The 13,006-nt window shown below is 43.1% G+C and carries 10 protein-coding genes; 8 read left to right on the forward strand and 2 right to left on the reverse strand.

Annotation, left to right across the window (positions count from 1 at the left end; all coding sequences use genetic code 11):
- The first annotated feature begins 30 nt into the window (after positions 1 to 30).
- The 3 genes from E0Z06_RS07615 (at position 31) to E0Z06_RS07625 (ending at position 2,447) form a co-directional block, all read left to right on the forward strand.
- Entirely contained in the window at positions 31 to 429 is a 399-nt protein-coding gene (locus E0Z06_RS07615) for an acyl-CoA thioesterase (protein WP_132583396.1), read from the forward strand.
- 124 nt (positions 430 to 553) lie between these two features.
- Positions 554 to 1,636 (forward strand): histidine kinase, encoded by a 1,083-nt coding sequence (locus E0Z06_RS07620; protein WP_132583398.1) that lies wholly within the window; start codon positions 554 to 556, stop codon positions 1,634 to 1,636.
- Entirely contained in the window at positions 1,629 to 2,447 is an 819-nt protein-coding gene (locus tag E0Z06_RS07625; protein WP_132583399.1) for a LytTR family DNA-binding domain-containing protein, read from the forward strand. Before E0Z06_RS07620 ends, E0Z06_RS07625 begins: the two co-directional genes overlap by 8 nt.
- A 7-nt stretch (positions 2,448 to 2,454) precedes the next feature.
- On the opposite strand, the gene E0Z06_RS07630 is transcribed toward E0Z06_RS07625, so the two are convergent.
- Positions 2,455 to 3,444 carry an ATP-dependent 6-phosphofructokinase gene (locus E0Z06_RS07630; protein WP_132583401.1) on the reverse strand — a complete coding sequence of 330 codons (990 nt, stop codon included), beginning with the start codon at positions 3,442 to 3,444 and terminating at the stop codon, positions 2,455 to 2,457.
- Between the two features lie 174 nt (positions 3,445 to 3,618).
- On the opposite strand from E0Z06_RS07630, the gene E0Z06_RS07635 reads away from it, so the two are divergent.
- Positions 3,619 to 4,590: a DMT family transporter gene (locus tag E0Z06_RS07635; protein WP_132583403.1), complete on the forward strand. Its 972-nt coding sequence runs from the start codon at positions 3,619 to 3,621 to the stop codon at positions 4,588 to 4,590.
- A 21-nt stretch (positions 4,591 to 4,611) separates the two neighbouring features.
- On the opposite strand, the gene E0Z06_RS07640 is transcribed toward E0Z06_RS07635, so the two are convergent.
- Entirely contained in the window at positions 4,612 to 6,459 is a 1,848-nt protein-coding gene (locus E0Z06_RS07640) for an ABC transporter ATP-binding protein (RefSeq protein WP_132583405.1), read from the reverse strand.
- A 197-nt stretch (positions 6,460 to 6,656) separates the two neighbouring features.
- Between E0Z06_RS07640 and E0Z06_RS07645 the strand changes: the two genes are divergently transcribed.
- From E0Z06_RS07645 to E0Z06_RS07660, 4 genes are all read left to right on the forward strand, one after another.
- Complete coding sequence (locus E0Z06_RS07645) at positions 6,657 to 8,495, forward strand: sodium:proton antiporter (protein WP_132583407.1); 1,839 nt, start codon at positions 6,657 to 6,659, stop codon at positions 8,493 to 8,495.
- A gap of 174 nt (positions 8,496 to 8,669) precedes the next feature.
- Positions 8,670 to 9,251 (forward strand): GTP cyclohydrolase II, encoded by a 582-nt coding sequence (ribA, locus tag E0Z06_RS07650; RefSeq protein ID WP_132583409.1) that lies wholly within the window; start codon positions 8,670 to 8,672, stop codon positions 9,249 to 9,251.
- A gap of 72 nt (positions 9,252 to 9,323) precedes the next feature.
- The gene (locus E0Z06_RS07655) at positions 9,324 to 9,797 is read left to right on the forward strand and encodes a DUF1456 family protein (RefSeq protein WP_132583411.1); all 474 of its coding nucleotides are present in this window, start codon (positions 9,324 to 9,326) and stop codon (positions 9,795 to 9,797) included.
- A gap of 87 nt (positions 9,798 to 9,884) precedes the next feature.
- Positions 9,885 to 12,923: an FAD-binding and (Fe-S)-binding domain-containing protein gene (locus tag E0Z06_RS07660; protein ID WP_132583413.1), complete on the forward strand. Its 3,039-nt coding sequence runs from the start codon at positions 9,885 to 9,887 to the stop codon at positions 12,921 to 12,923.
- Positions 12,924 to 13,006: the final 83 nt, after the last annotated feature.

Below are 13,006 nucleotides of genomic sequence, written 5' to 3' on the forward strand. Positions count from 1 at the left end.
CATGCCTTAGCATGATCAGCAGAGACGAAGATGAATAATGAAGCTTTAATTGCCAAACGCATGGAGCATGCCGTTACTCGGGTTACGCAAACCGTGTTTCCAGGGCGCACCAACCATCACAATACACTGTTTGGTGGTGAAGCACTGGCATGGATGGATGAAGCAGCGTTTATCGCAGCGACGCGATTTTGTCGCAAGCCTTTAGTTACAGTAAGTTCAGACCGTGTAGATTTTAAAGAGTCGATTCCGGCTGGTTCTATTGTTGAATTGGTAGCAAGAGTAGAGCACGTTGGTCGTACTAGCCTTCGAGTACAAGTTGACATTTTTGTTGAAAATATGTATAGCGACGATCAGCATAAAGCTATTTCTGGTAGCTTTACCTTTGTTGCGCTGGGGCCAGATCGTAAACCTACACCCGTGTTGGGCTAAAGATTGACACTAAAGCAGCCAATTATGCGATTAAAGCTTGGCCAAACAAGTTCAGCGCGTAGCGGCTTTGTTACCGGTTTAGTTATAATTAGAGCATTATTAAATTTGCCTGCGGGTTATTGTTTTGTATAAGTTATTTGAAGATCGCACCCGTCAGTTTTGGATCCTGCATACCTTGGGCTGGCTTGGCTTTGCCATTGTTAACTACCTAAACTCGTTAGTGCAAGAAACACGCGATGCCTATCTTATCGTGGTGGCACTTGATGCGTATATCGGTTGGCTGTTAACTATTCCACTGCGTTATACCTATCAAAAGGTAGGGCAGTGGACGCCATGGAAGATGGTGCTAACGGTATTAGTATTAGCCTTTACCGTTGCGGCGGTTTGGACTGCGGTACGAAATTTTAATTACTGGGAAATATACCGGCACGGCGCACGCCCTGATCATTGGATAAAATATATTCGGGAAACACCATTTGCCTTTTATGTAATGCTAAGCTGGAGCGGCTTATACTTTGGTATAAAATACTATCAGACGTTACAAGAAGAAAAACAAAAATCGCTTACCGCGACTAATAAGGCCCATGAAGCACAGCTAAAAATGCTGCGCTATCAGCTTAACCCACACTTTTTATTTAATACCTTAAATGCTATTTCTACTTTGGTGTTAATCAACGAAAGTGATACCGCGAATAAAATGCTGACTCGGCTTAGTGACTTTTTACGCTATTCGTTGTACAAAGATCCTATTAATAAGGTACCGCTTGAGCAAGAGGTGTATGCCGCTCGGTTATATCTTGAAATTGAAAAGGTGCGCTTTTCTGAGCGCCTATCAGTGATCTTTGATTTAGAACCTGGCACAGAGAAAGCTTTAGTACCGAGTTTAATTTTACAGCCCATTATAGAGAACGCCATTAAGTACGCTGTTGCTAGCCAGATTAACGGTGGTGAAATAGCCATTACAGCAAAGAAGTTTGGTCACGATTTACTACTAGAAGTTGCCGATAATGGCCCGGGTATGAGCATTAACGATGGTCTACCCAAAAGCAGCGATAGCGGTGTAGGTTTAGTCAATACGAAAGAGCGGTTGTCAGCCTTATATGACAATAATTTTGCGCTGGTATTAACGCATAATCAGCCTCAGGGGCTGAAAGTAAATATTAGAATTCCATTACAATTAGAAAAAACGGAACATGAACATGCTTAAGGTAATAGTAGTTGACGACGAGCCTTTAGCCCGCAAGGGAATGTTAGTGCGTTTGCGGGAATTTCCAGAATTAGAAGTAATTGCAGAATGCAGTAACGGCCAGCAAGCCGCTGACGTTATTGCTGAGTTAGAACCTGATTTAGTATTTCTCGACGTAGAAATGCCGGGCATGGACGGCTTTGCTGTGCTGAAAAAATTGCAAGCGCAGCAGGTTACCTTACCCTATGTTATTTTTGTTACTGCCTATGATCACTATGCGTATAACGCCTTTGAAGTGAACGCATTAGACTACGTACTTAAGCCAGTTGAACCTGAGCGGCTAAAACAAGCAGTAGAAAAAGTATTACGTATTCACCAGGCGCAGGATACGCAAAAACATAAGGGCCAACTAGCAGAAGCCGTAGCGAAATTAACCGGCGACGAAGCGGGAAATATTCTGCAACGGTTAGATAATGCTGAACCGGTGGTAAATGATCGCTTTCCTGATGCCATTAGCATTAAAGATAGTGGTGAAATTACTCGAGTGCCGGTGGCAGCTATTGAATGGGTGGACGCAGCTGGCGATTATATGTGTATTCATACTCGTGATGGCCAAACCCATATTTTACGCCGCACCATGAAAGAACTAGAGCAAGAGCTTGATCCTAAAGTGTTTGTGCGGGTACATCGCTCAGCTATTGTTAATGTACAAACTATTGCAAAGTTACAAATGCTTGCCAATGGCGAACATCAACTTATGCTGACTAACGGCCAAGCGGTGAAGGTTAGCCGTAGTTATAAAGATCGTGTTAAACAAGTATTTAATCAATAAGTGATGCTTAATCGCTGGCAATAAGTTGTTGCCAGCGCACTAAATAAGGATCAATGGGTTTTTTCTTATCACCGGTTTGACCCAGCGGGTATAACACTGCTTGTTGGTTAACTTCACCGGCCATCATTAAATTAGCCCCCGCAACCAGCTGCTCTACTGCGTACGAACCTAACTTAGTGGCAAGTATTCTATCTGCGCCTACAGGGCTGCCACCGCGTTGTATATGGCCTAAAATACAAGCTCGGCAGTCGATGCCTAATTCTTCGCTTAATGCTTCAGCTAATGCCGTTGTGCCGCCAGGATAGCTATTTTCAGCGACGACAATAATATAACTGCTTTTACCTCTAAGTAATTGCGCATGCTTAATGGGTGTGATTACTTCTTTTAGCGAACCCAGTTGCAATGTGCCAAATTCAGGGCAGATAATTTGCTCAGCGCCAGCGGCAATGCCGGCAGCTAAGCTAATATGGCCGGAATGACGGCCCATTAGTTCAACTAAAAAGATGCGCTCAAACGCATCAGCGGTATCACGAATTTTGTCTATGGCATCCAGCGCGGTATCTATGGCAGTAGCAAAACCAATAGTGTAATCGGTACCATCTACATCGTTATCAATAGTGCCTGGCACGCCAATAATTTGGCCGCGATAGTATTTGGCTATCGCTAGTGCGCCGCGAAAACTACCATCGCCGCCAATAACAATTAATGCATCAAGCTGTAACTGCTCTAATGCCATTGCTGCTTGTTTTGCCCCCTCAGCGGTGTGCAAAGTTTTACAGCGGGCACTTTTCAAAATAGTGCCACCACGTTGAATAATATGTTGCACGTGCTGGGGTAATAAGGTTTGGTAATCGTTATCTAACAAACCATTAAAACCATAGTGAAAACCAATAACATCAATATTATGTACCGACGCCGTTAACACTGCAGCACGTATAGCCGCGTTCATGCCTGGTGCGTCGCCACCAGAAGTAAGGATCCCAATACGTTTAATCATTATTTGTCTCAAAATAAGAAATTATAGCCGGTAGCTAATAAAGCAGCTTGATATAGCGCAACACTAGGTGAATTTGTCGATATTTAGCATTGAGTTGCAGACAAGCTTAGATGAAATAGAGGAAAATGCTAAGGTTTTTACTGACCTCAGTATTACTAGCATTGGAACCACATTATGCATCAAACCACGGGTAAAAGCTTAGTTGGCCTTTTACTGGCTTTAACCACTGCCATTTTATGGGGCATGTTACCTATAGCACTTAAAGTGCTGCTCGATGTTTTAACCGCTAATACTATTACCGCAATACGTTTTTTAGTCGCGGCAGTGATGGTGGGTATTTGGCTTGGTGTTGCTGGTAAGCTACCCCAAATAGCCTCACTGGCCAAAGCTAACGTAAAAACCTTAATGTTTATTGCTGTTGCCGGCCTATTGTCTAATTACATTATGTATTTAAGTGGCTTAAATTATTTAACTGCAGAAACAGGGCAGGTAGTTATTCAGTTAGCGCCGTTTTTAATGATGATTGGCGGCGTGGTGGTGTTTAAAGAGCGCCTGTTATTATGGCAACAAGTTGGCGCCTTACTGCTGGTTATTGGCTTATTGCTATTTTTTAATGAGCGTTTGGTACAGCTTATTACCCAAGCCAGTAATGAAACGGTTGGCGTACTATTAATTATTGCCGCTGCCATAACCTGGGCCGCGTATGCGTTGGCGCAAAAGCAATTGCTCGTGCATTACAGCTCAAAGCAAATTATGTATTTGCTGTATGCCGCTGGCAGCATCGCATTTTTACCTGTGGCTGACTATGCGCCGTTACTTACGATGAGCGTTTTACAATGGTCGTTACTGATTTTTTGCTGTTTGAATACCGTTGTCGCTTATGGTGCCTTCGCTGAGGCTTTACATCACTGGGAAGCGTCAAAAGTCAGTGCAGTATTGGCGATTACGCCACTATTTACTATTTTCTTTGCGCAGTTATTAGGTTGGCTGTATCCGGGCTTTTTAGCGCCTCAAGCGTTAAATATTTGGTCGTGGCTTGGCGCGGCGTTGGTGGTGCTAGGCTCAGCGCTTACCGCACTGGCGCCGCAGTTTGTTGAATATCGTGCGGCGCGTAAAGTGCGTAAGTTACAGCGTGATGTGTTTTAAGCTAGCGCTAATTAAATAAACTTACTCAACACCAATATAACCACCGGTTTGATGCGCCCATAATTGGGCGTATATACCACCAGAGGCAATTAACTCGTGGTGTGTGCCTTGTTCAACAATGTTGCCATGCTCTAACACGATTAGCCGATCCATTTGTGCAATAGTGGATAAGCGATGGGCAATAGCAATAACTGTTTTACCGGTCATTAGTTTATTTAAACTTGCTTGAATGGTGGCTTCTACTTCAGAATCTAACGCTGAAGTGGCTTCATCTAGAATAAGAATGGGTGCGTTTTTCAGCAATACCCGCGCAATAGCAATACGCTGACGTTGGCCACCCGATAGCTTAACGCCGCGTTCGCCCACTTGCGCATCTAAACCACGGTTGCCTTTAGCATCAATCAGCTCAGCAATAAACTCGGTAGCTTCCGCTTGCTCGGCTGCTAATAACAATTCAGTTTCAGTAGCGCTAGGTTTGCCATAGCTTATATTGTCCCGCACCGAGCGATGCAGCAACGACGTATCTTGCGTTACCATGGCGATATGCTGACGTAGGCTTTCTTGGCTGACTAAACTTATGTCTTGGCCATCAATTAAAATTTTTCCGCTTTCTACATCATAAAAACGCAGCAGTAAATTAACCAGTGTTGATTTACCTGCGCCCGAGCGGCCAACCAAACCTACTTTTTCACCCGGTTTAATGTTTAACGTAAGCTGTTGCAGCACTGAGGTTTTAGTGTTATCGGTGTCAGCTTTGCCGTAATTAAAACTGACGTTGTCAAAGCTAATTGCACCTTGTGTTATCTGTAACGGTTTGGCGTTAGGTGCATCAACTACTTGTGCAGCTTGTGATAGCGTAGTAATACCATCTGCCACAGTGCCAATGTTTTCAAATAGGCTGCTTATTTCCCACATGATCCACTGTGACATACCATTTAAGCGCAAAGCTAAACTCACGGCTATAGCAATGGCGCCTACGCTTATTGCGCTATCAGTCCACAGGTAAATAGATAACGACGCAATACTAAACACCAATAAATAATTTAATGTTTGCACCGATACGCTAAGCCCAGTTGCTAAACGCATTTGCCGATATACAGGTTTTAAAAACACTTCCATGCTGTCTTTAGCGTAGGCTTCTTCACGGTTAGTATGAGAAAACAGCTTAATGGTTGTAATGTTGGTGTAGCTATCAACAATACGGCCGGTCATTTCTGAGCGTGCATCGGCTTGGCGGGTAGACGCCGCTTTTAAACGCGGAACAAAATAAAACTGCATACCAATATAGATAGCAAGCCAGCCCAGCATCGGTAAAATTAAGCGTAAATCGGCTTCAGCAATAAAAAACAACATTGAACCAAAATACACCAATACATATACCATCACATCAAGCAGTTTCATTACGGTTTCGCGCACAGCTAACGAGGTTTGCAATACCTTGGTTGCTATACGACCGGCAAAATCATTTTGATAAAAACTGATACTTTGGCGTAGTAAATAACGATGTGCTAACCAGCGGATTGACATCGGGTAATTACCCAATAAGGTTTGATGCACAATTGCCGCATGGAAAAAGCTTAATGCAGGTAAAAAGATAACCGTTACTAGCGCCATTTTTATTAAAGTGGCGCGCTCGGCAAGGAACAAGCTTTGCGGATCGTTTTTTACCAGCCAATCAACCAGCTGACCCATAAAGCTAAATAATGACACCTCTAGAATAGCTAATAACGCGGTGCTTAGAGACATTAAAAGCAGTGAGGTTTCCATGCCCTTGGTGTAATGCCGACAAAATGCCCAAATACCTTTTGGTGGTTGTGTCGGTTCGGTTGCAGGAAAAGGTTTAATAATACGTTCAAAAAAACTCAACATAACAGGCTCAAAATAACGGCAAATAGGCGTATATTGTACCTTAGTTATTTAAAAAATCCTGTTCAGCACAGCCTGTAGTTTGGTATTAGTATCGAATAATATTGGGATTATTATTTTCGCTGTGTATTATTGTGCGCTTGTTTGTATCGGCGCCAGTGCGTTATTTAATAAGATTGTGAATTTTTAACAGGACACTCATGGAAAAAATTTCTGCCACGTTGGCACTGCTTGGTATTTTGTCCCTGTTTTGTCAGTGGCTAGGCTGGAAGCTTAGACTACCGGCCATTTTACCTTTACTGATTGCCGGCTTAATACTTGGCCCGGCGTTAGGCGTTTTAAACCCAGATGAGCTATTTGGTAATTTGTTATTTCCTATTATCTCATTGGGTGTTGCCGTCATTTTATTTGAAGGTTCGCTAACGCTAAATTTTAAGGAAATAAAAAACCACGGCCGAATGGTCACCAGTTTAGTTACCGTTGGTGCAGCGGTTACCTGGGTATGCGTAACTTTAGCGGCGTATTGGTTAGTGGGTTTTAGCTTTGAAATTGCCATGCTGTTTGGTGCTTTAGTAGTCGTTACTGGGCCAACGGTAATAGTGCCAATGCTGCGCAGTGTTAAGCCTACGTCTAAGCTTGCCAGCATTTTACGCTGGGAAGGTATAGTAATAGATCCGTTAGGTGCGCTACTTGCAGTGTTGGTATTTGAGTATATTGCTTACTCATCTGAGTCTGGTAATCATGTACTCATGGCGCTGGGCTTAATGTTATCGGTTGGCTTTGGTTTAGGTGCTTTGTCGGGTTATGTTGTCGGTACGGTGCTGCGTAAAAATATGCTTCCGCATTATTTACAAAATACCGCCGTGTTAACCATCGTTTTAGCGGTGTTTGTTGGCTCTAACTTATTACGCGAAGAGTCGGGTTTATTAACCGTTACGGTAATGGGTATTTGGCTAGCGAATATGCGCGGTGTTGATATTGCCGAAATCCTAGAATTTAAAGAAACCCTTACCGTATTGCTTATTTCTGCACTCTTTATTCTGCTCGCGGCAAGATTAGACTCTAGCGCGATGTTAGATTTAGGCTGGGGTGGGCTTGGCTTGCTGCTGGTAGTAATGTTTATTGCTCGGCCGCTTAGTATCTGGATATCAGCAATTGGTTCCTCGTTACAAAGTAACGACAAGTGGTTTTTAAGTTGGGTAGCACCACGGGGTATTGTTGCTGCCGCGGTATCTTCTTTATTCGCCATCAAATTAGAAAACTTAGGCTACGAAGGCGCGCAGCATATCGTACCCTTAGTGTTTTTAGTTATTATTGGTACAGTGGTAGTGCAAAGTTTAACTGCTGGTAGATGGGCTAAGTGGTTAGGTGTGGCTGCGGGCTCAAACCAAGGTGTACTTATTTTTGGTGCATCACCTTTTGCTAGAGATTTAGCAAAGGTGCTACAAGCTAGGCAGTTTCGTACTGTTTTGGCTGATACCAACTGGGACAATATTCGTTTAGCCCGAATGGATAATATACCGGTCTATTTTGGTAACCCTGCGTCAGAACATGCCGAAAACTATTTAGATTTAACCGGCATTGGCCGTGTGTTTATTATTTCACCATACCGTCAAATTAATCCGTTAGTTAGTTTTCATTTTCAAGACGTGTACGGTATGCACAAGGTGTTTAGTTTAAATAGCTCAGAAGCATCCAGTGCGCGCCATCAAATGTCAGAAACCCATGTTAAGCAGCTTAGTTTATTTGGCGAGCATGTGTCGTACGCGAAGCTATCAAGTTTAGTGGCAAAAGGTGCAGTAATAAAAACCACCAATATTACTGAAAACTTTACTTATCAGCATTTTGTTAGTCGTTATGGTGATGGGGCGTTACCTCTACTGTATATCAAAGATAAAAAAATACAGGTTATTACCGGTAATGCCGGCGTTGCCACCATACCGGCAGATGTTGAATTAGTAAGCTTAATTTCTGCTCACGCTTTGCAAGAGGCCAAAACGGCCAGTCAAACGCAAACCGATACAGCAAAAGCCACGTAATAATAACGGTGTTAACAGGTGCGTGTAGCGGCAAGCTTGTGATATTATAACAACCTTGCCGCTATAGCATAGTTAACCGCGACATGGGCAGTAGTGCATTGCCTTGAATTAACAGCATAGCCACCCAATAAAGGCTGGGCTGTAACTTTCGCAGACGTTATCTGAGAAGTCATAATGAAATTAAAACTTGTAACCTCAACGTTATTACCAACGCTTTTTGCCGAATTTCGTCTCCATGGTTTTGAGGCGCCAAATGGTAAAGAGCATGTCGCATTGACGTTGGGCGATGTAACTACCGATGAGCCAGTTTTAGCTCGGGTTCACTCAGAGTGTTTAACTGGTGACGCATTATTTAGCTTACGCTGCGACTGTGGTCCACAATTAGAAACGGCAATGCGCAAAATTGCCGAGCAGGGCCGAGGCTGTATTTTATATCTACGCCAAGAAGGCCGGGGTATTGGCCTTATTAATAAAATTCGCGCTTATGCAGAGCAAGATAAAGGTTTAGATACGGTAGAAGCTAATGAAATTCTTGGCTTTTTACCCGATATGCGCGAGTACGATATTGCCGCAGATATGTTTACCCAGTTAGGTATCAAACAAATTAGATTATTAACTAATAATCCGCGTAAATTAAAAGCGTTAACTGATGCTGGTGTTAATATACTAGAACGTGTGGCGCACCGCGTAAAAACCACGGCGCATAGCCATCGCTATTTGGCCACTAAAGCCAGTAAATTGGGCCATTTACCTTAACCGTATTTATGTAATAAGTAGCGTGTTATTATCGCTATTAGCGTTTATTTTATTTTTCAACAGGACATTAACTTGACTAACAATGACGTGCTGCGCAGCCTGCGCTACAGCCTTAACGTGCACGACCATGGCATGATTGCTATTTTTGCGCTTACCAAGGTTACCGTAACCAAAGAGCAGGTTGTCGCCTGGTTAAAAAAAGATGAAGATGAAGGTTTTGCACCGATCAGCGATGTGCTAATGGCTAGTTTTCTTAATGGCTTAATTATTCAGCGCCGTGGGGCAAAGGATGATGTAATTCCTGAACCTGAAAGCGTGTTAAATCATAACATTATGCTACGTAAGCTTAAAATTGCTTTTGATTTAAAAGATGACGACATTATTGCCTTATTGCAAACGGTCGATTTTCGTTTAAGTAAGCCAGAACTTAGCGCATTTTTCCGTCGCGCGGATCACAAGCACTATCGCGCTTGCCAAGATCAAGTATTACGGTATTTTTTAAAAGGTATTCAGTTAAAACTTCGGCCAACCGAAGCCTTAATTTAAACACCACGTTAAGAGCATAAATACCGGTTAAATCTCTCTTCTAGTTAATGTTATACTACAGACACTTATTGCCGAGTGTCTGTAGTTATGATCCCAAAGCTTAATCCTGAATTAGCGCTGGATGCCAGCATCGTTGCCTTTAGTAAAGCCTTAGTCGCTGCAGGTTTTAATGGCGATATTGAAACCAGTTATGGCAGTCGTTTAGCGGTTGCTACTGATAACAGCGTTTATCAAGCGTTACCGCAAGCGGTAATACTGCCCAGGTCAACCGATGATTTGGTTATTTTAACCTCACTCGCACAAACCTCTAGTTTCTCACATATTAAATTTAGCCCTCGCGGTGGTGGCACCGGCACCAATGGCCAGTCATTAACTGAGCACGTTGTGGTCGATTTATCACGCCATATGCGCAACATTTTAGATATTAATGTGGAGCAGCGTTGGGTTAGGGTGCAGGCTGGCGTGATTAAAGATCAACTTAATGCTTTTCTAAAGCCTTATGGCTTTTTCTTTGCTCCTGATTTATCCACCTCTAACCGCGCTACCATTGGCGGTATGATTAATACTGACGCCTCAGGGCAGGGCTCTTTGGTCTATGGTAAAACCAGTGATCACGTATTGGCGCTAAAAACCGTACTTATTGACGGTAATGTATTAAAAACCCATAAAATGCCGACCTATGAAGCCGAACATCGCGCTGAAATGCCCAATAGTATTGGCCGTATTTATCAACAAGTGCTGCATAGTTGTCGCGAATTTAGGCCGCAAATCTTAGCTAAGTTTCCAAGGTTAAACCGATTTTTAACTGGCTACGATTTAGAACATGTATTTAATGATGATCTAAGCGAGTTTGATTTATCGCGCATTATTACGGGTTCTGAAGGTTCGCTAGGGTTTGTGGTTGAAGCCAAGCTAAATATTACGCCGATTGCTAAGTATAAATGCCTCGTTAACGTTAAGTACGACAGCTTTATTAGCGCATTAAAAAATGCGCCCTTTTTGGTGGCGGCAGAGGCGACTTCAGTTGAAACCGTTGATAGCAAAGTACTTAATTTAGCTCGCAGCGATATTATTTGGCATCAAGTAAAAGACTTAATCACAGATGTACCCGGCATTGAAATGCAAGGTCTGAATATGGTTGAGTATAACAGCGAACAACAAGCTGACATTGAGCAAAAAATTGCCGAGCTTACTACACGACTAGACACAGCAATAGCCGATAAAACTGACGGTATTATTGGCTACCAGCTAACGTATGATAATACTGCCATCGGCCATATTTATGCGATGCGCAAAAAAGCAGTAGGGCTGTTAGGCAATACTCAAGGCCGACAGAAACCTATTGCGTTTACTGAAGACACCGCCGTACCGCCAGAGCATTTAGCTGACTTTATTATTGAGTTTCGTGCATTACTAGACAGTTACAACCTGCAATACGGTATGTTTGGCCATGTTGATGCTGGCGTACTGCATGTTAGGCCAGCATTAGATTTATGTGATCCTACGCAGGAAGCCTTGCTTAGAACCATTTCTGATCAAGTGGTTGCTCTAACCGCAAAGTACGGCGGTTTAATGTGGGGCGAACACGGTAAAGGTTATCGTAGCGAATATAGCCCGGCATTTTTTGGCGAAGAGTTATTTACTGAACTGAGAAAAATTAAAGCTGCGTTTGATCCGCGTAATCGCGTAAACCCGGGTAAAATTTGTACGCCTTATTATAGCGCCGAGCAATTAGTGTCGGTAGACGGCGTTAAGCGCGCCTATTTTGACCGGCAAATACCCATAGCGGTAAAAGACAGTTTTGACAGCAGTTTGAATTGTAACGGTAACGGCTTGTGCTTTAATTACGAAGAAAACTCACCGATGTGTCCGTCAAGCAAAGTAACCAAAGACCGACGCCACAGCCCTAAAGGCAGAGCCGGGCTGATGCGCGAATGGTTACGCCTAGCGGAAACCTCGGGTGTCGACGTACTGGCAACAGAACAACAACTGCTCACACAATCCGGTGGTATAAGCACATTATGGCAGCGGATAAAAAACACCTTAGCCAAGCGCCAAGGCGAAGCCGATTTTTCGCATGAAGTTATGGAAGCAATGGAAGGCTGTTTAGCGTGTAAAGCCTGCGCTGGGCAATGCCCAATTAAAGTTGATGTACCTTCGTTTCGGGCACGTTTTTTACAGCTGTATCACAGTAGGTACTTACGGCCAACTAAAGATTATATTGTCGGCAATATTGAACGCACCGCGCCGTTACTAGCAAAAGCGCCGCGCTTAGTTAACTTTGTACTAAAACGTAAACTAACCGCAAAGCTGTTAGCAAGCAGCGTTGGTTATGTTGATACTCCGTTATTATCAGTACCAACATTAGCACAACAGCTTAATAAGCGTTTTAGCTTTAATTTGGCTGAATTAGAGCAACTCGATGCAGCAACTCGGCAAAAAACCATCTTGTTAGTGCAAGACCCCTTTACTAGCTTTTATGAAGCAGAACTGGTGGCCGATGCGCTAAATTTATTAGAGAAACTTGGTTTTAAGCCCATATTGTTGCCGTTTTTACCCAATGGTAAACCGCAGCATGTTAAAGGTTTTTTACGGCAGTTTGCTAAAACCGCTAATAATGCGGCACAGTTTTTCAATAAGTTACACACGCTAGGCTTACCTATGCTTGGTTTAGATGCCTCTTTAGTGTTGGTGTATCGCGATGAATATAACAAAGCTTTAGGTAATAATCGTGGTAATTTTAACGTGCAGTTATTGCATGAATGGTTAGTAGAGCAAACGTTACCTAAAGCAAACACGACCGAAGAGTTTGCTTTACTGGCGCACTGTACGGAAAAAACCGCATTACCTGCAACAGAGAAGGCATGGCAACTCATTTTTGCCAATGTAGGTTTAGCATTAAAGCCTATTAGCGTTGGTTGCTGTGGCATGGCCGGAACCTATGGCCATGAAGCGCAAAACTTAGAAAATAGTAAAGCGTTATTTGATATGAGCTGGCGAGCCCCTGTTGAGCAATATAGCACCAGCAAAATATTGGTGACGGGGTTTTCGTGTCGTAGTCAGGTAAAACGCTTGGTCGGAGATAAACCCAAGCACCCGTTGCAAGCACTATTGGCGCTGTTGTAACTAGAAACGCTAATATTGTGTGGCTAGCAAAGAAAACCCGCTGAATTAGCGGGTTTTTTATCTTCTGATTTTAGGTTAATGTT

It is taken from the genome of Rheinheimera sp. D18 (assembly GCF_004345025.1).
In the GTDB taxonomy this organism is placed as follows: Bacteria; Pseudomonadota; Gammaproteobacteria; order Enterobacterales; family Alteromonadaceae; genus Alishewanella; species Alishewanella metallidurans.

What these genes read in the sequence shown, in the direction of transcription:
- ribA (WP_132583409.1), top strand. Translation starts at nt 8,670, where the DNA reads ATGAAATTAAAACTTGTAACCTCAACGTTATTACCAACGCTTTTTGCC.
- E0Z06_RS07635 (WP_132583403.1), top strand. Translation starts at nt 3,619, where the DNA reads ATGCATCAAACCACGGGTAAAAGCTTAGTTGGCCTTTTACTGGCTTTA.
- E0Z06_RS07640 (WP_132583405.1), bottom strand. Translation starts at nt 6,459, where the DNA reads ATGTTGAGTTTTTTTGAACGTATTATTAAACCTTTTCCTGCAACCGAA.
- E0Z06_RS07615 (WP_132583396.1), top strand. Translation starts at nt 31, where the DNA reads ATGAATAATGAAGCTTTAATTGCCAAACGCATGGAGCATGCCGTTACT.
- E0Z06_RS07625 (WP_132583399.1), top strand. Translation starts at nt 1,629, where the DNA reads ATGCTTAAGGTAATAGTAGTTGACGACGAGCCTTTAGCCCGCAAGGGA.
- E0Z06_RS07645 (WP_132583407.1), top strand. Translation starts at nt 6,657, where the DNA reads ATGGAAAAAATTTCTGCCACGTTGGCACTGCTTGGTATTTTGTCCCTG.
- E0Z06_RS07630 (WP_132583401.1), bottom strand. Translation starts at nt 3,444, where the DNA reads ATGATTAAACGTATTGGGATCCTTACTTCTGGTGGCGACGCACCAGGC.
- E0Z06_RS07660 (WP_132583413.1), top strand. Translation starts at nt 9,885, where the DNA reads ATGATCCCAAAGCTTAATCCTGAATTAGCGCTGGATGCCAGCATCGTT.